The 20,341-nt window shown below is 39.2% G+C and carries 22 protein-coding genes; 7 read left to right on the top strand and 15 right to left on the bottom strand.

Going from position 1 to position 20,341, the window contains the following annotated elements:
- Window positions 1-96: 96 nt before the first annotated feature.
- A complete protein-coding gene (locus IEU90_RS02525) occupies window positions 97-405 on the bottom strand; it encodes a hypothetical protein (RefSeq protein ID WP_153709071.1) in 309 nt (102 codons plus the stop codon).
- 310 nt (window positions 406-715) lie between these two features.
- Between IEU90_RS02525 and IEU90_RS02520 the strand changes: the two genes are divergently transcribed.
- A complete protein-coding gene (locus tag IEU90_RS02520) occupies window positions 716-865 on the top strand; it encodes a hypothetical protein (protein WP_229723543.1) in 150 nt (49 codons plus the stop codon).
- 113 nt (window positions 866-978) lie between these two features.
- Window positions 979-1,857, top strand: coding sequence for an Lreu_0056 family protein (locus IEU90_RS02515; RefSeq protein WP_153709072.1), 879 nt, complete (start codon window positions 979-981; stop codon window positions 1,855-1,857).
- Window positions 1,858-1,911: 54 nt separating this feature from the next.
- Here the strand turns inward: IEU90_RS02515 and IEU90_RS02510 are convergent, their stop codons facing one another.
- Window positions 1,912-2,361, bottom strand: a complete 450-nt coding sequence (locus IEU90_RS02510; protein WP_153709073.1) for a hypothetical protein — start codon at window positions 2,359-2,361, stop codon at window positions 1,912-1,914.
- Window positions 2,362-2,614: 253 nt separating this feature from the next.
- On the opposite strand from IEU90_RS02510, the gene IEU90_RS02505 reads away from it, so the two are divergent.
- Together IEU90_RS02505 and IEU90_RS02500 are read left to right on the top strand one after the other, a co-directional pair.
- Window positions 2,615-2,986, top strand: coding sequence for a hypothetical protein (locus tag IEU90_RS02505; RefSeq protein WP_188357670.1), 372 nt, complete (start codon window positions 2,615-2,617; stop codon window positions 2,984-2,986).
- Window positions 2,987-3,189: 203 nt separating this feature from the next.
- Window positions 3,190-3,363, top strand: coding sequence for a hypothetical protein (locus IEU90_RS02500; protein ID WP_188357669.1), 174 nt, complete (start codon window positions 3,190-3,192; stop codon window positions 3,361-3,363).
- Between the two features lie 347 nt (window positions 3,364-3,710).
- Here the strand turns inward: IEU90_RS02500 and IEU90_RS11465 are convergent, their stop codons facing one another.
- The 10 genes from IEU90_RS11465 to IEU90_RS02460 all read right to left on the bottom strand — a co-directional run bounded on the left by IEU90_RS11465 (window position 3,711) and on the right by IEU90_RS02460 (window position 11,506).
- Window positions 3,711-4,376, bottom strand: a complete 666-nt coding sequence (locus tag IEU90_RS11465; protein ID WP_308738366.1) for a tyrosine-type recombinase/integrase — start codon at window positions 4,374-4,376, stop codon at window positions 3,711-3,713.
- A 6-nt stretch (window positions 4,377-4,382) separates the two neighbouring features.
- On the bottom strand, window positions 4,383-4,913 hold the full coding sequence (locus IEU90_RS11460) for a phage integrase SAM-like domain-containing protein (RefSeq protein ID WP_308738365.1): 531 nt from the start codon (window positions 4,911-4,913) through the stop codon (window positions 4,383-4,385).
- A gap of 72 nt (window positions 4,914-4,985) precedes the next feature.
- Complete coding sequence (locus IEU90_RS02490; protein ID WP_188357668.1) at window positions 4,986-5,186, bottom strand: helix-turn-helix transcriptional regulator; 201 nt, start codon at window positions 5,184-5,186, stop codon at window positions 4,986-4,988.
- A gap of 101 nt (window positions 5,187-5,287) precedes the next feature.
- Window positions 5,288-5,461 (bottom strand): hypothetical protein, encoded by a 174-nt coding sequence (locus IEU90_RS02485; RefSeq protein WP_188357667.1) that lies wholly within the window; start codon window positions 5,459-5,461, stop codon window positions 5,288-5,290.
- Between the two features lie 105 nt (window positions 5,462-5,566).
- Window positions 5,567-6,019: a hypothetical protein gene (locus tag IEU90_RS02480; RefSeq protein ID WP_188357666.1), complete on the bottom strand. Its 453-nt coding sequence runs from the start codon at window positions 6,017-6,019 to the stop codon at window positions 5,567-5,569.
- Window positions 6,006-6,773 carry a hypothetical protein gene (locus tag IEU90_RS02475; protein ID WP_153709077.1) on the bottom strand — a complete coding sequence of 256 codons (768 nt, stop codon included), beginning with the start codon at window positions 6,771-6,773 and terminating at the stop codon, window positions 6,006-6,008. Before IEU90_RS02475 ends, IEU90_RS02480 begins: the two co-directional genes overlap by 14 nt.
- A 545-nt stretch (window positions 6,774-7,318) precedes the next feature.
- Window positions 7,319-7,963, bottom strand: coding sequence for an NAD(P)-dependent oxidoreductase (locus IEU90_RS02470; protein WP_188357665.1), 645 nt, complete (start codon window positions 7,961-7,963; stop codon window positions 7,319-7,321).
- Window positions 7,964-7,975: 12 nt separating this feature from the next.
- Window positions 7,976-8,578, bottom strand: a complete 603-nt coding sequence (locus IEU90_RS11255; RefSeq protein WP_229723540.1) for an alpha/beta hydrolase family protein — start codon at window positions 8,576-8,578, stop codon at window positions 7,976-7,978.
- Between the two features lie 54 nt (window positions 8,579-8,632).
- Window positions 8,633-9,088 carry an alpha/beta hydrolase gene (locus tag IEU90_RS11250; protein WP_229723538.1) on the bottom strand — a complete coding sequence of 152 codons (456 nt, stop codon included), beginning with the start codon at window positions 9,086-9,088 and terminating at the stop codon, window positions 8,633-8,635.
- 75 nt (window positions 9,089-9,163) lie between these two features.
- A complete protein-coding gene (locus IEU90_RS02460) occupies window positions 9,164-11,506 on the bottom strand; it encodes an MMPL family transporter (protein ID WP_153709080.1) in 2,343 nt (780 codons plus the stop codon).
- A 117-nt stretch (window positions 11,507-11,623) separates the two neighbouring features.
- Between IEU90_RS02460 and IEU90_RS02455 the strand changes: the two genes are divergently transcribed.
- Complete coding sequence (locus IEU90_RS02455; protein ID WP_153709081.1) at window positions 11,624-12,145, top strand: TetR/AcrR family transcriptional regulator; 522 nt, start codon at window positions 11,624-11,626, stop codon at window positions 12,143-12,145.
- A gap of 630 nt (window positions 12,146-12,775) precedes the next feature.
- On the opposite strand, the gene guaA is transcribed toward IEU90_RS02455, so the two are convergent.
- Window positions 12,776-14,329, bottom strand: a complete 1,554-nt coding sequence (guaA, locus tag IEU90_RS02450; RefSeq protein ID WP_163704564.1) for a glutamine-hydrolyzing GMP synthase — start codon at window positions 14,327-14,329, stop codon at window positions 12,776-12,778.
- Between the two features lie 513 nt (window positions 14,330-14,842).
- Here guaA and IEU90_RS02445 point away from each other — a divergent pair.
- Entirely contained in the window at window positions 14,843-16,033 is a 1,191-nt protein-coding gene (locus IEU90_RS02445; protein ID WP_153709083.1) for an ATP-binding protein, read from the top strand.
- On the opposite strand, the gene coaA is transcribed toward IEU90_RS02445, so the two are convergent.
- Window positions 16,034-16,957, bottom strand: coding sequence for a type I pantothenate kinase (coaA, locus tag IEU90_RS02440; protein ID WP_153709084.1), 924 nt, complete (start codon window positions 16,955-16,957; stop codon window positions 16,034-16,036).
- Window positions 16,958-17,150: 193 nt separating this feature from the next.
- Window positions 17,151-19,247, bottom strand: coding sequence for an LTA synthase family protein (locus IEU90_RS02435; RefSeq protein WP_153709085.1), 2,097 nt, complete (start codon window positions 19,245-19,247; stop codon window positions 17,151-17,153).
- A 211-nt stretch (window positions 19,248-19,458) separates the two neighbouring features.
- Between IEU90_RS02435 and IEU90_RS02430 the strand changes: the two genes are divergently transcribed.
- Entirely contained in the window at window positions 19,459-20,328 is an 870-nt protein-coding gene (locus IEU90_RS02430; RefSeq protein ID WP_188357664.1) for a DMT family transporter, read from the top strand.
- The last annotated feature ends 13 nt before the right edge of the window (window positions 20,329-20,341 follow it).

The raw sequence follows: 20,341 nt of genomic DNA, 5'->3' as shown, positions 1-20,341 counted from the left end.
TAGCTTCGTTTTTATTACATCTCAAAAAGGCGATGGACAAATTTGTCCATCGCCTTTTAACTTATCGAAAATTGGATAACATATTACGTCTTAATCTTAGTTGTACTTCCGCTTAGTAGCACCAGCCAAGGTAGTAAAGGTAGTGGCTGCCAGAATACCTAATCCAGCAATTGCCATTGTGTTTTCTTCCTTACTGTTGGCGTTAGTTTGTGGCAACTTAGCTTGTTGAGCCTTGTATTCTTCACGAGTCATTGGTTCACTCATCTTAGTACCAAAACTTACGCTAGTAGTTTCCATGCTTGCAGGTGCTTGAATACCAGCTTGTGAAGCTACACTGTCCTTAGATACAACGTTGATGTATTGACCTTGAGTGCCTGCTGAGGAACCCTTACCATCGTCTGGCAATACAATCGTTGGATTGTCGTCACTGCCCTTAGTAGTATCGCTAGAATCGTTGTCCTTAGATGGTTGGTGACCAGCTTGACCTGGAATTGAAGCGTGACCATCGTCTGGCTTAGTAGATGTGGTTGGGTTAGTTGGCGTTTCGCCACCCTTGTTATCATCGCCCTTAGAAGGTTGAGATGGGTCGGTTGGTGTGTCACCATGATCCTTGTTGCCATCATCTGGCTTAGTAGGCGTGGTTGGGTTAGTTGGAACTGCTAATAATGTCAGTGCTAAGACGCTACTATCAATAGCGGAGGTACTTAAGACGAGTATGGATAATTTGGCAAACGGTTCAACTGATGAGGCTGAAATGGGCTACTACCAGAAGAAACTTTGGCAGGCCCTTAATAAGATGGATGACGAAAAGGCCGAACAAGTTTCAAAGAATGTTCTGGGCTTGATTAATCTTAATAAAGAATAACAATTCTACTTAATAAAGCAGGTACTACGATTTTCGCAATTTCGTAGTACCTGTTTTTTCTTGTCTAATTTAAGTACAACTATAATGTTATTTAATATTTAGAGAAGTTATTTATGAAAAAAAGACTTGTTATTGCCAGTACAGTAATGATTGCACTATCATTAACTGCTTGTGGCAATCAATCATCAAGTACCAATGACACTTCTAGTAGTGTTAAAACAGCTAAGAAGGTTTCAAGTAGTTCATCAACCAGTGCTACAAAACAAACTGATAAGTTCAATAATAATGAGTATGGTGTGATGGGGTATTTAATGCTTAGTCAGACCAGTGCTTCTAAATTGGCTAATACTACCAGAAGCACTGGTGATAATGAAGGTATGAAGATTACCAAGAATGGTAATACTTACACTTTTGGAGTATTTCCAATGGGACACTCAGCTAATGTTATTGTTAATAACGACAATGTAACCGTTAGATACGATGAAAATGCTGATGGCACTGGTATGGGTGATAAGAATGGTAGTAAAACCTACTCTAAAGACGAATTAGCCAATAAGTATGCTAGCCAAAAAGATGATATTGATAAAGTCATTGCCAAGTTCGATTTAAACAAAGATACTAACACCACTAATAATCAACAACCAGTCCCAACTGATCTTGATGAAAAGACTGAAGCTGTCTTAATTTACGCTAAAGCAAATGGCTTTGATACCTTAGACGTTTCAGATGATAACAAAGCAAAAATGGAATTATCTACCGCTGATAATGACAGAAAGACCGTTGGTTATGGTTCTGATGGTGATGTTCAATACCAAATTGATGGTAATAACGTTACCTATTGGACATTGGATCACAGTAATGATACGCCAGCTTATAAGCAAAAGATGGTTGAACACACTACTACTCTTTCAGAATTAAAACAAGAATTTTATACAGCAGGTAATCAACGCCAGACTGTTGATATTATTAGCGACAACATGGAAGAAGATTAAAAAAAGGTACCACACAGGACATTTCTCACCCACTTAATGTGTAGTACCTTTTAATTACAGCTTAAGGTTTCTATCAAGACAAAACAGCATACTATAAACCCAAGGCTCAATAATAAGCGACATCATTTCAATAAGGCCCAAATAAGAAACAAATAGCTTTACAGCATGAAGAGGTAGATAAACTATTAGCGGTCCTTGAGAGATTAGTTCCATTAGCCACTCAAACATGATTACCATTAAGATGCCAAAAACACCTAATAAGCTAAATATTAACTTTTTAAATAAGGTGTCGAAGTTTTGCTTTACAATAGTTGTTTTTTTATCATCTCTATAAACGTTCATGATTAAAGGAATCGTTACAGTAATCGTAGCCATAAAAATTCCCTTGACATCATTAGCATTTGTTTCAGTAAAGGCAAATACTGTTAGTACCATACTATTAAGAAATGCTAACATTGATGACTGAATTGCAGTTGCTTTATCATTCTTATTAAAGTTAACCATTGCTTATCCTCCGTGATTAAAAATAAATTAACGTTAAAACTAAGTAGCTACTTTTCCTTTAACAATTCTTAGTTTATCATTTACCGTTAGTAGTAGGTAAGTTGTAAAATGTACTTTTTTTACAATCAATTTCTACTACTATAAAATTAGGAGAATATAATTTAATGAATGAAATAGATCAAATAGTAGAGTTAATTTTTAACAACATTAGTACACAAGTTAACGATAGAAAAAACAGTTAAAAAAGACTAGGTTGGATATCACTAATGAAAGTAATATTCAATTATTATCAAGTATTATGAGCAATAAACGTATTCCAAGCAGGAATCCGTATCTACTCAACGCAAGTATTACTGATGATATTGTCTCCACTTTACATTTCCATTCAGCTTATGAATTAATTTGGGGAAAGGATAATGATCTTGATACTTTGTTGGAACGAATTTTCTTTGCAGGAATTTCTTTAGTAGAGCAAAATAATTTAATTGAAGAATGCCGTTTGGAATATCTTCCATATGCCAAAGCTAGCGCAAAATTTAACTTTGCAATGGAATTGGAGAAACCTGATCCTGAAACCTTAACTGAAAAACAATATTATGCGTCCGAATATGTATTTTTTACATAAATAAAAACCTAAAGGAGGAACATAAAAAGTTCTTCAACAAATGTGGTACTAAGAAAATTAATAAGCAACTCTTTAAATTTATTAGTACAATATTTCCAAAACTTCTCTCAAACTTTCTAAATGAAACTGGCCACCAGGGAAAGCAAGTTTATGACTTAATATCTTCTATTGTTAAGTATGAACAAGAAGATATATTTGAATCAATGGCACATGGTCCTGAATGGTTTCAGCATGAGCCGTTAACTAACTCGGAAAAACCATTATCAGATGTACGAAAAAGTGTTATTAATGCTGGAGAAAAATATATAGATACTATATTAAATGAGCAAGTTGAAACAGATTATTTTTTCAGTCCTGATTCAAAAAGCTTAGAATAGTAAAGTCAAAATATATTTGTAACTTAGTTATGTTCTTAAGTCCTATTTTTACAAAATGCACACAGAAGATCAGCCGTAAAGCCTAATATATCAACAGTTTACCTAATTCTTCGATACAGCTTCATGCACACGATTATTTTATGTGCACAGCTGTGTGCATAATATTCTTAAATAAACAAAATAATCCTTGATATACCTTTGCAAAGCATTGATATATCAAGGATTAATAAACTCTGTAAATTTTAATTATGCTGACTAGAAGCTGGTAGGTTCTAGTCAACTCGTTCCTTATATATCAACAAACTAGACGGCAACTCTAGGTAATCGTGTGCATTTCTGTGTGCATCCTATGCCATCCAGTTATCCATCATTTTGCGGTTAATATCGCGATCCGCTTTAACATAAACCCGCATAAAGATGGCCAAACTATTACCTATTCGTTCGGCTGCCCACGGATAAGACATGCCCGGCTTATTAGCCAGCTTAGTACATAATGTGTGCCGAAACGAATACATAGATAACTGTGCTCCGTTACCGCTAATGCCCAATTTATTGCAGAGCTTCTTTAACATCTCATTCATACTCCGCTGGGTAATCGGGATATTGTTTGCACAAGTCTTATAGTCATGTAGATTCAGGAAGATCAAACCTTCAGGATTCGTCAAATTGTGACGTTCCAGAAAGTTTTTCTGTTCTTCTTGAAACATATCTATAAAATCTGCCAGTGGTTGCGAAATTGGTAAGCAATAACGGGCATACCCTTTGGGCCGTGCTTTAAGCGCCCCATTGAACTTTTTAACGTAATCGGACCAACTATCGCTAATCTTAAAGGTTGGATAGTCATTTTCTACTACCAAGTTCTTAAATCTGAGAGCTTGAACTTCACCAGGACGCATCCCATTTTCAAGATCAATCCAAAGTGCTAACCGAGTACCCCAATTCGCAATAGTAGTATTATTTAGTTCTGACTGAATCTGTTCCTTAATAGATTCCAGCTCATCATTAGTAAACAAGTATCGCTACTTCCCAACGCTAAAATCGCTCTTACGAAAAAACTTATCAAGATACTGTTCAGGCACCGGATTCTCTTTAACAACCTTTCCGACTAACTCATTAAAGAAACTCCGCATATGTGTAAGACGGTGATCAATCACGGTTGCCCGTCCAACAGTTGCCTTGTGTTTTCGCACAAAATCATGAGCAAATTGCTCTACCAGTCGTTCAGTAACATCCTTGATTTTTGTATTCTTAAAATACTTCTTAAATTCAGCCGCCGAATTATTCCAATCACGATAAGTAACAGGGGAAATTGCATTCTTTCGCTGATTAACATATTTCTGAAATTCGTCAGCAAAGATAGCATTACCATCGCATAACTGCATTCCATCCTCGTAATCAGCCCACATTTTTCGCTCTAATGCAGTTGCTGCCCAACGAGTTTTAGCATACTCAACTGGCCAACTCTCCCGCTTACCAGTTACCTTATTAATTGGTTGGATCCGTACTTGGAATTGTCCCGCGTGCTTGCCAGTTTTCATCTTTTTAATCATTGTCAACCTTCTCCTTCGTATAAAGAAAAAGGTTGTAGTACACTGATTACCAGTATTCTACAACCCTTCTAATTACTTTGCCCACACTGTCTTTTGCTGATAACCGGCATTGAGTAACCAATGTTTAATCGCTTCCAGGTTGTAATATTTTCGGCTCCCAGGTGAAAGTTGATGGTAAGGCATTCCACTTCGAATCAAACGGTATAGTAGTGTGGTACTAATGCCTAGGGCAGCACATAATTGCTTCCCATTTAGAATATCTTTGCCGAACAATTTACATCTACTCCTTTGTGGTAGATAATGAACGGGATAACAATTTGTTATTAGAAAGTGACTTTCCAAAGTGTGGTAGCTGGGTTAGTCGCTTTTTTTGTTTATAATTCCAGTTCATCATCATGATCCTTTGACTTATGTTTCTTAGGCTGTTCAGACTTCTTATTTGATTGGACAGGCTTTGAAATAATCTTAGCCTGCTCAGCAAGATTCACATTTACTAGTCGACGACGCGTCAAACGCTGATTAACTAAGTAGTTGGAATGTTGGCGCATCGCCTGGACCAATCCTTTTAATCGTCCAAACCGAGAAGTCGTCTGTTTAAAGCCATCATGGTCAATGAAAAGTTGATCATCCTTTTCACTAATCTCATTGCACAGTTATTGAACATTGGCTTGCTGGTCAAATAGTACTCGCTCACTATCCTTTGACTTGTTCAGTAATTTAGTAATTGTTAGTAATTGGAATGACTTTTTATCACACAAAAGGAGTTCACGTACACGACGCCGTAGTTCATCAAACGGGTCAGCACCATGATCTAACGCCCACAACTTCACCTGCTCGCAAAACGTGGCGTAGTCATCAACTGACCAACAGTCGGCAAATTTAGAAACAAAATGTGGTACCTGGTCGCCTTCACTTAACCATAGATTCTCAATGGAATCCGCTAAGTGGGTAAAAGGCCCTTTCAGAAAATTAATGCTTGTCCCTAACTTAAACCATGCCATTGCGATAACATCTTGATATTCTTGCGTATTTTCAACTTTTAACGGTGAAGCATCCTGAACTTCGCCACCGAATCCAGCGCACCGACGCTTATTAATCTTTACCATAAATAAGACCTCCAATAATTGAACCAATACCAACAACGACCTTAACTGGCCACCATGGCATTACACTCGCTAAAACTACTCCAGCCAAGACAATCAATGCACCATTTGCAAACTTAGTTAAGGTATGTTCCATCACTTGATGAGACTGAGTAACTTGCTGTTTATCTTGCGCAATAGATTCTTTGACTTGATTGATATAGGTAACAACTTCCTTGCTCAAAAGTTGATTAGTCGTAGAATTAGCTTCTTCACGCATGACACGCAGTAAATCATGACCATCAATATCAATTGGTTTCTGAACCGCACTAATTAGCTGTCGTAATAGATTACTATTATGATTAATTACTACTACCAACTTATTAACTACCTGATTCAGTTGTTCAACCTTAGAATGATCAGCACTTGCCATTACTTCAGCCTGTGCCCTTGAAACATTCATCCGGTCAATTCGTGATTGCTGACCCTTGAACTTCTGCTCCAAATCGCCATAGGACTTAGTATGCCCATCTTGCCAAGCATCTTTAATGGCTTGATGAGCAATATCACTAACTTCCTGGTTCAAATTCATCTTCTGATTGTTCAGAGATTTGGTGACGTCGCCGGTCCAGTTTTGCAAATCCTGCTTGGTCGCCAGGTTCTTCATCATTTTCTGTACTTCGTTGTCGCGCGACGTAGGTGTTAAATCGTCGTTGCTGCCGTTCGGATTCAGCAAGTCGTTCAGATCGTCCATGGCACTGTTGAGATTTTTCTTCATCAACTGAAGCCTCCTTAGTTTCACTTTGCTGTTTTTGACTAAAATGTCTTTCTAATTCCTCTGATTATTCAAACTACTATGACCTCGGCTGACTTCTGGCTTACTCAACACTGCATCACTGCACCGCTTGTTTCTGTGGAAATTAAACTTATTCCTCTTGTCGGAAACGTGTAGGCCAGATCTCCCCGGGTAAGAATATTAGCTTTCGTACCATGTCATCGTTAGCTTTACTGAGACCAACTTCGAGTAGTATTGGACTTCAACTTGTCTAGCAGCCTTATCCAGTTAATTTCAGCCTTATAGCTACTTCTTGTTCATCGATGCAGTACTTTGCCTTAGACTTCCTTCAGATTCCACCTCACGGTGGACACCCTTGTCCTCAGCTCATGGTTCCGACTACTACGGCCCATAGTGGACTTTCACCACCTAGCTAATACCCATGCCGGGCGCACTAATAAAAAAATCCCCGACCAAAACCGGTCGAGGATTTTGTAGTTTAACTACTTTTATTTCAGTGTTGAACACTATTAAACGTAACAATCATCTTAATCATCTTGCTTAGAACACATGATAAGTTGCTTCATGTAGGTCTGTGGGTCATCAATAATCTGCAACATCACCTTAGCCACGTCTGCTCGGTTAGTACGCGGTGCTCCTGGCATTTTGTAGCCAGATGCTACATCCCTAACCAGCGGATTTTCACTTCTTTCTCCGTTAAATAGTGGACCGGGATGAATAGTCGTCCAATCGAGATCAGAAGGCGGTAACTGCTTTTCACCAGCCTCATGATCAGCAAAATTTCCCTTTAAAAATCCTTTAGCCCCCATCCGATATGGATAACGGGTATTTTCATAAGTAGCACCAACACCTAATGCTGACAGGCTGATTAGGCGTTTAACTCCTGCTTTATCCATTGCTTCAATAATGTTTGGAATAGCAAGAGCAAACAATTTTCCACTGCTATTAGAAACCGGATTACCAAGCGCCACTAAAACCGCATCACAACCTTTCATAGCCGACGCCATTTTATCAATATCGTTTAATTCACCAGTTACTACCGTTATTTGATCACGATGAGTTAACTTATCTGGGTGACGAACATAGGCAATAACTGAATATTTCTTTTCTAAAGACTGGAGAACCAGTTCTTCTCCGGTCCGTCCGGTTGCACCAAAAATGCAAAGTTTCATTTAACAAGCCCCCTATAGGTTATCTTCGATCCAGTTAAAAATCATTTCACTCGCCGGAGCATAACCGCCCATCTGTGTATGCTGTTGGGCTGTTGAATTCTCATCAAAAAACAAGTAATCCTTCGGACAGGTTAGCTGATTATAGAATTCCTTAGCAGCCTCTGGATTAATCTCAGCGGCCCCATTCAGCACCAATACTTTGGATTGAATTTGATCAATGATATCGCTGTTGTCATATTTAGCTAACTCCGGCAATAATTCTTTTTCAGAGCAACCATGCTTCCAGGTATAATCTTTAAGCATGTATTCCAACATTGCTGGTCGTAATCTTTTTGGCAAGGCTAGAATTTTGTTTAAACGCTGTCCAATCATTTTGCCCCAAGCGATATTACCAGGATCAGCAATGCATACCTTGATTCGCTTATCAAAAGCTGCTGCCCGAGGAACCTGGAAGCCGCCAAAGCTCATTCCCATCACACCAATTCGTGATGGATCGACGTCAGACAGTCCCTCAGCAAAATCTAAGACAGGTTTCATGACGTTTTCAAAATCAGGTCGGAATGATAACCCCTGAAGTCGAAGGGTCATTCCCTGACCTGGGCCATCAAAGGTCAAAGCATTAATGCCACGCTTAATTGCAGCGTCTGTTACCCAACGTGTATCATCGGCCTAAGTATCACGACCAGGAACGACAATCAGCAGTGGCGACTTTCCGTTAGCGTGTGGTGACTGAAAATAGTGCCCTGGCAGAGTCGTATTTTCATAAGGAATTTCAATTGCTTTACCGGGATACCCGGAAAGTTTCATTGACTTATCATAACAACTCTGGCTAAGTCTACAATACTGTCTGATTCGCGGATCCGCAACATCTCCGAAGTACATCAAAGCAACTCGCCAATAGGTTGAAGCACGAAGGTATGCGCTACCTGCACTGACCAGCTTGTTAGCTTGTTCATATTGTACCGCCCGCTCCTGCAAACGATTTGCCATCGTAGCCCAGGCGCTGATCCAGGTCTGTTCGTCACCATTCTTCAAATTAGCGTTTACATCTAAGACTTCACCGACATCGGCCATCCGGTAATTAACTAACCCTAAAACATGTTTGACGAGGGCGTCTTGTAACATATTCTTACTGAATTTCTGTGACGACCAAGGATTGTTGAATTTTATAAATTCTTCAGTCATATTAATTTATCCTTTCTATTTTTCACGTTTTTGTTGTTCGATCTTGCTTGTCCGCATCCCTGGGAAGATCCAGTTCCACTTACCACAAAGCTTGATCATTGCTGGTACAAAGATCAATCGGACAATAAAGGCATCAAAGAAGACCCCAAAGGCTAATGCTAATCCGATTGACTTGCTAGTTGGGTTAGTAGTAACGGCAAAACTACCGAATACGGAAATCATAATTAACCCAGCGGTAATGATAACCTTAGCGTTTTCGCGCATACCGATGCGAACTGCCTCAGTAGTATCCCCAGTTAACAGGTAAATCTCCCGAATCCGTGATACTAGGAAAACTTCATAGTCCATTGCCAGACCAAATAAGATTCCAATTGCAATCACTGGTAAGAAAGCAATAATCGGTGCTCCCTTACTAATACCGAAAACAGTGTGCATAACGGCATCTTGCATAACAGCAGTCAAGGCACCAAATGATGCCAAGAGTGACATTCCAAAGCCAGCCATAGCAACTAGCGGGACAATGAAGGAACGGAAAACTAACATCATTAAGACAAAGGCCAGTGCCATAACAATTCCAGCAAATATTGGAATGGCTTGGTTTAGCTTTTGAACGATATCGATATTGATAGCGTTGGATCCTGTGAGAATGAGTTTGGTATTCATCTTATCTTCAGTTGTCTTGGAATATTTCTTTATATTGTGAGCTAACTTATCAGTCTTAACTGATTCAGGTCCATGAGTAGGAATCACCATGAAGACAGCATAGTTTCCGTCGGGTAGCTTACCACCTGACTGCTGAAGCATCATCTGTTGCTGAGCAGCACTTGCTTGCTGACCGGGCTGTCCTTGACCAGCCATTTGCTTCTGTTTAGCGGATTGTTGAGCAGCACTTGTGGTACTACCAGGTTGCTGAGAATTATTCATTTGACCAGGTTGAGGCTGCCGTCCTTGTTGCATTCCGGATTGACCAGAGCCAACTTTACCTCCGCCACTGATCATCCCCGGTGTCGCCATCTTGACGTACTTCATATTGGACAGATGATCGGTGATCTTCATGACTGTCTGTTGTTTTTCCTGCGGACTGGCATTCTTATCTAACTTGGCAACAATAATTAATTGACCATTGATTCCCTCACCAAACTTATCGGACAGAATATCATAAGCCTTTCGTTCAGTCTGGTTGGTTGGTAATGCGCCATTATAAGGCATTCCCAATCTCATATGACCAGACGGAATGGCAAATGCTATAAGAACCAGCACACTGGCAATCGCAGTGACAAACGGTTGCTTGATAATCGTATGTTCAACTATCCCACTTTTGTTCTTGCGGTGATGTAGTTCTTCTTTTGCTGGTTTAATGTGCCGATGAGCTAACGAAATCAGTGCTGGTAACAGAGTCATTGCTGATAAGACCGCAAAAGCTACCCCAACAGCAGCAGCTAGTCCCATTTGCGTCAAGAAGTCAATACCAACCAGACTTAAGCCCGATACTGCAATAATGACTGTGATTCCTGCAAATAGTACTGAACTATCTGCAGTTCCCATGGCATCACCAAGAGCTGTAAGGTAATCATTTTGTGTCGCACGATTAGTCCGATAACGGTTGATGATGAAGAGGGCGTAATCAATCCCACAGGCTAAGCTGAGGATCATTGCCAAACTCTGGGCAACTGATGCGGTCTCAAAGTAGTTAGAACCAATTCCGATAACTATAAGACCCAGTGCCAAACCAGTAACCGCACTAATAATTGGTAGGCCTGCCGTGATAAAGGAACGAAAGAGAACCATCATGAAGACGAAAGCGATTGCGACACCAATCAGCTCAGCAATTTCATTAACCCCCATCGGGTGAATTGAAACGGTTCCGGTGTATTCTACCTCGACACCTTTCTGGTCATCTAGTGTTTTAAAGGCTTGTTGTGTCTTATGGATTGTCGCTGGAGTAACCGAATTTGTCTTCTGGTCGTAGGTTACCGTGGCGTAGGTAGTCGTCAGATCTTTGCTAAACTTTTGTTCCTGATAAGGGTTAGTAACAGACGATACATGTGGTTTTTCCTTTGCCTTAGTTACAGCACTATTAATTGCCTGTTCTGTTTTTGGTTGCAATAATCCTTTCTTATCTTTGGTTTTTATTACAACCTGAAGGGTTCCATGATCAGTGTCCTGGTGAAATTCCTTCTTTAAGGTTGATTGAATCTCAGTTGATGGAATTCCTGAGATGGATAGTGACTCATTGTAGTCGGAGCCTAACTTAGCTACGATAGTTCCGAAGCCGAGTAGCGCTACTAACCATATAATGATCGCGGTCCACTTGTGTTTGGCCATACACTGACCAATTTTCTTTAGTAGTTTTCCCATACTCTCTCCTCTTTCTTTATTGACTTTCTAAATTATAGTCAGCATAATTTTAATAAACTATAGATAATAAAATAGGACTGCCAATTAAAGCGACAGTGTTTAGAAAGCGGTGATAAAGTGGCGGATTTAAGAAAATTACGCACCCAGCGAGAAATTCAACAAGCACTGGCTGACCTCCTATTAAAGAAGACATTCAGTAAAATTACGGTAACCGACATTGTCAACAAGGCGCTGATTAATCGCAACACCTTTTACCTGCATTATCGGGATAAGTACGACTTGGTTGAACAGATAATGATGACAATGGTTGACCAGTCAAGTTTCTCCATCAACGAATTCAATACAACACCATTCTATTTTCTACGATCAATCTCAAACGAGACTTCTGACTTGGGTCATCAGGTTATCAACCGCCAGCGAGCAGACAGCGAATTTCAGGAAGTAGTTTTAAAAACTATTCTCAAATTAGTAATGACAGATGCCGACAGCTCCAACAGTCAGATTTGGTTTACTTTCGGTAAGATTTCTGCAATCATGGCCTGGAATAATCAACACGGCTATTACTATGACATCATTCAAGACGCTGACCAACTTCAACAAATATTTGACACTGAAGAATTTCCTAATTTAACTGAATGAATAAACAAGTTGTGAGGATAATGTAACATCTGAACTTTTTATTAATCGCTTTTACAAATTGAAATCACTAGAATGCACACAAAAAAATGGGCATAAAGCCCATCAAGTCAGTGTATACAGCCTTTTCCCGATGTAAGCTCATGCACACAGTTTTTCTGTGTGCACAGCCGTATGCATAACATTCTTAAATAAACAAAAATAATCCTTGATATACCTTCGTAAAATGTTGATATATCAAGGATTAATAAACTTTGTAAATTTTAATTATGCTGACTAGAAGATTCGACTTCATCCTTATACCATTGCAAGGAGTACTCCAAATTAGTTATGAATTTAACGCGTTAAATTCTTGTATTGATCATTTAACTGACTTACGTCATCATTCTTTGATTCTTACCAGTACATAGCTCATCATATCCAATAACCTTACATCACTATTGAAAAATGTCAAAGTTATATAAAAATATCTTCCATTCCTATAGTAAAAGCACCCAGTTTTGACACTGGATGCTTTCTTTATATGGCAAACACTTTGGCAAACAAACATGTTATTTTTAATGAGTTGGCCAAGCTTTAACACTGCCAAAATGCCGTTATATCGCTATTCCAATACTAAGTTACATTATAATTCTATTCATACTCAATCGTCGACGGCGGCTTACTCGTGACATCGTAAAGGATCCGGTTAACGTGATCGACTTCGTTTACAATCCGTACCGAAATCTTTTGGAGGACATCCCATGGAATCTTGGCAAAGTCAGCCGTCATTCCATCAATTGAGGTTACGGCCCGAATAGCAACGGCGTAATCGTACGTCCGACCATCACCCATGACCCCAACTGAACGAATACCTGGTAAGACAGTGAAGTATTGCCAGATTTCTTCGTCCAAGCCAGCCTTCTTAATTTCTTCCCGAAGAATGGCATCACTTTCACGAACAATTTCCAGCTTTTCTGGAGTGATTTCACCAATAACCCGGATACCAAGACCTGGACCTGGGAATGGTTGCCGCCATACTAATTCATGCGGAATACCAAGTTTTTCACCAAGTTCACGGGTTTCATCCTTAAAGAGCTTCCGTAATGGTTCAATTAACTTGAAACCAAGCTTCTTTGGCAGACCACCAACGTTATGGTGTGACTTAATTGTCTGGGCAGTATCAGTTCCAGATTCAATCACATCGGTGTAAAGCGTTCCTTGTGCAAGGAAGTCAGCATCAGGAATCTTCTTGGCTTCTTCGTTAAAGACTTCGATAAATTCTTTACCGATAATCTTCCGCTTTTGCTCTGGATCAGTAACGCCTTCCAGCTTACCTAAGAAGCGATCCGCAGCGTCAACCTTAATAATGTTAACACCAAGGTCACGGCTCAACGCATCCATTACTTGGTCAGCTTCGTTCTTCCGTAACAATCCGTGGTCTACAAAGATACAAGTTAACTGGTCACCAATTGCCTTATGGATCAATACAGCAGTAACACTAGAATCAACACCACCAGAAAGACCCAGGATAACTTTCTTATCACCGACTTCTTGGCGGATCTCATCAATCTGCATATCGATAAAGTCATCCATTGTCCAGTTTGCTTGAGCACCGCAAACATCAAAGGCAAATCGCCGTAAGATGTCTAACCCATATTCGGAGTTACGAACTTCAGGGTGGAATTGAACACCATAGAATTTACGGTCATTGTCAGCAATAGAGGCAATTGGACAGTTCTTGCTAGTCGCAGTAACTTCAAAGCCAGCTGGCGCCTGCGTTACTAAATCACCATGACTCATCCATACATATTGCTTCTTTGGCAAACCTTTGAATAATACGGCATCGTCATTAAGAACCTCAATATCTGCACGACCATATTCAGAGTTATCAGCTTTTTCAACCTTACCTCCAAGGTCATATGACATTAACTGCATCCCATAACAAATACCCAAAATTGGAATACCGAGCTTAAAAATTTCTGGATCCACTTTGAATGCATTAGGATCATAAACACTGTTTGGCCCACCAGAGAAAATAATACCCTTAGGATTAATCTCTTTAATCTCGTCCGCGGTCAGCTTATGGGACAATAATTCTGAGTAAATCCCAAAATCACGCAAACGCCGAGTAATTAATTGATTATACTGGCTACCAAAATCTAACACGATGATCTTATCAAACGCATCTAAATTGATGTTTGCCACAATGACACTTCCTTTGTTCAAATTTTTATTCTTAAAGGCTAGTTTACAGGCCGAAAAGGGTTCGGTCAATGATTAATTCCTGTCTTAAACAAAAAGACTAGGTTATATCGCCTAGCCCTGTTTTTAGATGGAATTTTATTGAGAGTGTTTATTGGTTTAATTTTCAAGATCAAGATTTAATAAACGTAATTCTTCATCGACTGCCTGTGTTTCAAGCACTTGAGCTTCGTTATCCTTTTTGCTCATGATGATGACCTCCTCGTATCATTTAATCTATATCTTTCTTAAGCGGTGTCGTAACCATTGTCAACCATTATAATCAATAAAATTATGCGCAACCGTTCCCAGTGTTGATAAATCAAGGCTAAAAAGTTTATTTTTTTACTTTTAGCTTTACTTTTTACCATAATTCACAATGTTAAATTTGTAATACGTTCCAAATCTAGATGTTTGAATGCGTTTTCACGTTTTGGTAAAATTTAGTTGATTATATTTTTTTACTTGAGGTGTAATATGTTTATTCGGACAAAATACCTTAATCCGTTATTAGATAATATGGATCAGCCATCAATAAAGATTCTGGTGGGTGTTCGGCGGTGCGGAAAGACCACTATTCTTGAACAATTCCGTGCAACGCTTCGTCGGCAGGAGATTTCACCAAGTCAGATCCAAGTTATTAATTTCGAATACTTACTTGACAATGAGCTATGCAATCCTGAATACCTTTTACAATTTATCGTTGGTCGGCTCTGCAAACACCAAATGAATTACCTATTCTTAGATGAAATCGAAGTCGTTCCGCAATTTGCGCAGGTAGTTAATGCACTTAATTCCTTAACTAACACTGATATTTATATCGCAAGCTCTAATAATATTATTCTTGAGGAACAAAATCTTAAACAACTAACACCCCACGTTGTTATCCCCGTTTTTCCATGCAGCTATCGTGAATACCTAAAAAGGAACCAACAAGAAGCTGATTCCCAAACCCTATATCAATATTTAAATACTGGCGGCTTTCCCTATACCCACGAAATCCATGGCCCGATCAACCTAATCAATTACGTTAACGGTATTATCAACACAATCATTATTACCGATTTTACTCAACAAGCCACCCTCTGTAATCCAGGGTTAACTAAACAGCTTGCTCACCACCTCGCCCACCATGCTGGAACAACTCAAAATATTTCGCAAATTGTGGATAGTCTCAAACAGCATAGTATTACAACATCGAATAAAACCGTTGACTTTTACCTCCAGTTTTTACAAAATTCATTCATCTTTTATCCCTGCAACGAATATGATTTTTCAAGGCATCACGTAAAAAGTACCAATGTCCGTTATTATCCGGTTGACCCAAGTATTCGGCAAGCATTAACTCTCAAGAAAAACGTCCTTTCACAACGGATCCTTGAAAATATTGTTTTTATCGATCTCCTTAGCCAGGGGTATCAAGTATATAGCGGGCGGGTTAAGGATAATGAAATCACGTTTGTCGCGGTTAAGAATAGTATTTTCACCTGCATTCAGATTGCATATTCTCTTGCGGATGATGCCGCATATCGGCACGCGGTTTGCGGTCTCAAACAATTATCAGCTAAATATAAAAAAGTACTGGTTACGGTCAAACCAGCACTTAACTATGCCCACCTTAATCCTGACATTCAGGTAATTGATCTTTACAGCTGGCTTACCGCATAATTAGCCCCGCCGTAAATATAGCTTATCAACCACATGCCCAGTAGTTTTATGAAGTATTACATCAGCACGGCTCTTTGTTGGAAGGATAAATTCGCGTAAGTTAGGCAAATCTACTCGTTGCCAAACATCCTTAGCCATCTCAAACGCTTCTTGCCGATCTCCCTGTGAATAAGGGTAGTAATAATTAGACGGATCGGTAAAGGCAGTCTCAAGTAGCATTCCAAATCGTTGCAGGTACCAATGCTCAATTAAATCTGAATCAGCGTCAACATACAGGGACCAGTCAAAATAATCACTTACGTATAACTGTTGGTTGCTTGGTAACTGTAACGTGTTGATTCCTTCGACAATTAAAATATCTGGGCGATCAATAACAAGCGGTTTATCCAGTTGAACATCATAAACCTGGTGCGAATATGTCGGCGCCTTGACAACCGGCTCACCAGCCTTGACGTCATTAAGGAACTTAAGAAGCTTTTCCATATCATACGATTCAGGGAAACCTTTCCGATCCATAATTCCCCGTCGTTCAAGTTCAACATTGGGATATAAAAAACCATCTGTCGTCATCAGTTCAACTCGCTTATCTGGGAGCATCTTATTTAAAAGAATACTAATTAACCGCGCAATTGTACTCTTTCCGACTGCGACCGAGCCAGCTATGCCAATAATATAAGGTACACGAACTGTTGAACGTTGTAAGAAATTCGCCTTTTGCATCTGCCATTCCAAAAAATTCTGATAGCGAAGTTGGATTAACTTTATCAAGGGCAAATATACATCTTGGACATCCTCAATCGAAATTCGGTCATTCAGTGACTTAATCTCGTCCAAATTACCTTGTGTTAACCGAACTGAATCAGTTGGAAAAAAGCTATGCCAAGTTTGGCGGTCAAATTGTTCGTAATTCATCCATTCATCCATTACGCAAAATCCTTTATTTTATCCCGTTCTGAAAACGGTTACTCATGTTTTATAGTAACATATTATAAGCGCAATTAAAGTCTAATCTTGCTTGTGAACACCTAAACATTTTATCAAATAATTTACACAACGCAACTATTTTACTTTACATAACAAAAGAGGTTGGGAATAACCCAGCCTCTTTGCTATTTTACTATGGTTTAGGGAAGTTTAATTTCGGATAATCTTTTAACTCTGGTGCATCGGTTGTGTAATCATCGAGTGTACTTTGGTTATTATTTTCCGTCTTCAAACTTGTCTTTTGTTTCTTCTGTTGCTTTTGGAGGTTCTTCAAACTCTTCTTAAGGTTATAAGTATATTGCTTCTTATCAACTTTCTTAAAACCTGGCAGCTTATAGAACCGTAGCAAGTCACCGTTTACCACCTTGTCTGACAATCCAAGGTCCGTTGTGACATACTTTTGAATCTCACCAATTTCTTTCCGCTGAGCAGCAGTTTGATGGGTGATCTGTTTACCATTCTTAGTGTAATAGTAGTCACCATTATACTTAGTGTACTTTGGCGTTACCCAATCACCATTTCTAAATGGAACAATCTGCTTGTTTTCAGGTGAAAGTAAATCCTGACCAAATTGGATATAATTCTTAGAGCTAATCCCTAGCAAGTCTTCAAGCGTTGGCAATACATCGATTTCTCCACCATAAGTATGGTTAATACCACCCTTTAATCCAGGCATATTAATCATAAACGGTACTTTTTGGAACATTGCTAAATCGTAATTAGTAACCTTCTTCTTGCCTAAAATCTGAGCAATCGCTGGTTGGTGATTATTAGAGATTCCATAATGATCCCCATAAAGAACTAACACACTGTTTTGCCGCAAACCGCTTTTATCAAGATAGTCAAGGAATTCGCCAAGTGATTCATCTAAGTAACGGGCAGTTTGGACATACGGGTCAACTGTATCATCGCCCGTCTTCCATGCTTCAATATCCTTATTCTTTTTATCAAGAATGTATGGGTAGTGATTAGTAACCGTAATAATTTTGGCATAGAATGGCTGCGGAAGTTGTTCAATGTAGTGAGCTGACTCTTTCATGAAGATCTTATCCTTCATTCCATATCCAGCATCATAATCCTTAGTCTTTGGATAGTATTCTTTACTAAAGAAGTACTGGTAGCCAAATGACTTGTAGGCATTGTCACGGTTCCAGAAACTAGGTACGTCACCGTGGAATGACGCTGTAGTATATCCCAGCTTTTGATGGAGAAGTGCAGGTGCTGATTGGAAAGTATTGGTTGTTCCATCAGTAACCATTGCTGATCCTTCTGGTAATCCAAATAATGAGTTTTCAAGCATTGTTTCAGCATCAGCAGTCTTACCTTGACCCACTTGATGGAAGAAGTTATCAAATGCTAATGTATCGTTTGCATGATACAGCTTGTTAAGGTTTGGCATTACTTCCTGCCCATCCTGCTTATAGTCAATCATGAACTGCTGTAAACTCTCTAAGTGAATTATGAAGATATTCTTGCCCTTAGCCTTGCCATAATACTCAACATTTGGCGCAGCGTAATTACTATGAATAAAATGCAAAACCGGCTTTAATTCATTTCGGTTAGCGCGAGCCTTTACCACACTATTATTGGTCGTCTTAACACCGTCATAGATTGTATAGGCTTCAAGACCAAGGTACTTAACAATGTAGTTATTATCAAAAGTCCGCGTAAGGAGTTGTGAACGGTCGCTTTCCGCCATTCCCAAGTTAACCCCAAAAAGGACAAAACCTAGAGCAGTAATCGTCATCGCGTATCTAATCTTAAACCGCCGCATATCAACACGGACAAAGTGGAAGATTAAAATGATCGCTAAGATTACAACGTCCAAGTAAACTAAAAAGTCTTCGGGACGCAAAATCCCCATTAAACTCTTACCAAGGTTATTTGAAGCTGCTCCAGACCCCTTAATCACGTTAAACGTAATGAAATCTGAAAATTCTCGATAGTACAAAATATTCGCAAAGAGCCATGTCGATAGGGCGGCATTAATAATCAGCATCATCCAATAAGATAAGCGACCCCGGAAATATAATGCAATCCCTAAAAATACAAGGGCACTTGGAATCGTATTAAATGCTAAAAGGAAATGCTGCATACTTCCTTTTACACCTAAGTTAAATTCGTTTTGATAAGCCCAATAACTCTTTAAACAAAATAAGAGTACAACAAGCAGAAAAAAACCGAGCTTCGTATTCAAAACACGGCGGAGCTTCTGCAACGCTGTTTTCATAGTCGTTCCTCCATAAAAAAATATCATTATTAACAATAATACACTAATGAGAGGACCGCAACCGTACAATTTTATTTTTCCAAAAAGTTAAAAATTATATCATGCTTTTATCTTATTGATCACTTTTCGCGAGTAACTGTGCGTGTTAATATTAAATATCACTAAATAATCGAAGGGACTGAGAATAATTTCAAAGAAAAAAGCTAATTTCATGCTACTGCTTGTCGCTATTTTATGGGGAAGCAGTTATGTTTTTGCCAAATTAACAATTCAAGCCGGAATGCACTCTGGAGTTATTAACGCTTGTCGAGGAACAATGTGCGTAATTGCCGGTTACATTATTTTCCATCGCCAGATCAACCGAATGACTTGGGTAGATTTCAAGCTAGGACTGATGATGGGAACAATTAATTTCCTGGGTTATTTTTTACAGACCGATGCATTACGCTATACCACACCAGCTAAGAATGCTTTTCTGACTACCCTTTACGTTGCGATTGCTCCTCTGCTCCTATGGTTATTCTGGCATGAGCGCCCACAACGAAAAACTTATTTTGCGGTTGCACTTGCACTTATCGGAATGGCTATAATCACCAATGTCATTAACACGGGACTACAGTTAAATTTCGGTGATTTTCTTACAGTTGTTTCAGCAATCTTTTGGGCATTACAGTTAATCTTCTTCGGGAAGTATGCGCCAAAAGTTTCAAGTCCCTGGGTCGTTATCTTTATGATTGGCTTATGTCAGGGAACATATGGCTGGATTACAACCTTTTTATTTGAGCGGGCTAGTTTAGCACAGGTTCATTGGGTACAAGCCCTCGTTCCTTTAGCAATCTTAGCAATTGTCGTTACTTTTTTAGCTCAAGGAATGCAAATTACTGCCCAACGCTATACAAATGCAACTTCTGCGGGTTTATTACTGATGCTTGAATCATTTTTTGCCAGCACGATGTCTGTTTTAATGGGGTATGACCCTCTCACGCCTTCACTAATTTGGGGTGGTTTAATCCTCTTACTCGCTAACGCAATCATGCAAATTAATTTCCAAGATGTACCATTTTTACGAAAACAACAATGAATACTCAAAAAGC

Source organism: Limosilactobacillus caviae (assembly GCF_014635905.1).
GTDB lineage: Bacteria > Bacillota > Bacilli > Lactobacillales > Lactobacillaceae > Limosilactobacillus > Limosilactobacillus caviae.
The sequence above is the reverse complement of the archived record's forward strand: the minus strand, read 5'-3'. Positions and strand labels throughout refer to the sequence as shown.

Bases quoted from the DNA above. Each gene is read 5' to 3' on its own strand.
- IEU90_RS02520 (WP_229723543.1), top strand. From the start codon at position 716: ATGGATAATTTGGCAAACGGTTCAACTGATGAGGCTGAAATGGGCTAC.
- IEU90_RS02515 (WP_153709072.1), top strand. From the start codon at position 979: ATGAAAAAAAGACTTGTTATTGCCAGTACAGTAATGATTGCACTATCA.
- IEU90_RS02510 (WP_153709073.1), bottom strand. From the start codon at position 2,361: ATGGTTAACTTTAATAAGAATGATAAAGCAACTGCAATTCAGTCATCA.
- IEU90_RS02500 (WP_188357669.1), top strand. From the start codon at position 3,190: ATGGCACATGGTCCTGAATGGTTTCAGCATGAGCCGTTAACTAACTCG.
- IEU90_RS11460 (WP_308738365.1), bottom strand. From the start codon at position 4,913: ATGATTAAAAAGATGAAAACTGGCAAGCACGCGGGACAATTCCAAGTA.
- IEU90_RS02485 (WP_188357667.1), bottom strand. From the start codon at position 5,461: ATGCGCCAACATTCCAACTACTTAGTTAATCAGCGTTTGACGCGTCGT.
- IEU90_RS02480 (WP_188357666.1), bottom strand. From the start codon at position 6,019: ATGGTAAAGATTAATAAGCGTCGGTGCGCTGGATTCGGTGGCGAAGTT.
- IEU90_RS02475 (WP_153709077.1), bottom strand. From the start codon at position 6,773: ATGAAGAAAAATCTCAACAGTGCCATGGACGATCTGAACGACTTGCTG.
- IEU90_RS02470 (WP_188357665.1), bottom strand. From the start codon at position 7,963: ATGAAACTTTGCATTTTTGGTGCAACCGGACGGACCGGAGAAGAACTG.
- IEU90_RS11250 (WP_229723538.1), bottom strand. From the start codon at position 9,088: ATGTTACAAGACGCCCTCGTCAAACATGTTTTAGGGTTAGTTAATTAC.
- IEU90_RS02460 (WP_153709080.1), bottom strand. From the start codon at position 11,506: ATGGGAAAACTACTAAAGAAAATTGGTCAGTGTATGGCCAAACACAAG.
- IEU90_RS02445 (WP_153709083.1), top strand. From the start codon at position 14,843: ATGTTTATTCGGACAAAATACCTTAATCCGTTATTAGATAATATGGAT.
- coaA (WP_153709084.1), bottom strand. From the start codon at position 16,957: ATGGATGAATGGATGAATTACGAACAATTTGACCGCCAAACTTGGCAT.
- IEU90_RS02435 (WP_153709085.1), bottom strand. From the start codon at position 19,247: ATGAAAACAGCGTTGCAGAAGCTCCGCCGTGTTTTGAATACGAAGCTC.
- IEU90_RS02430 (WP_188357664.1), top strand. From the start codon at position 19,459: ATGCTACTGCTTGTCGCTATTTTATGGGGAAGCAGTTATGTTTTTGCC.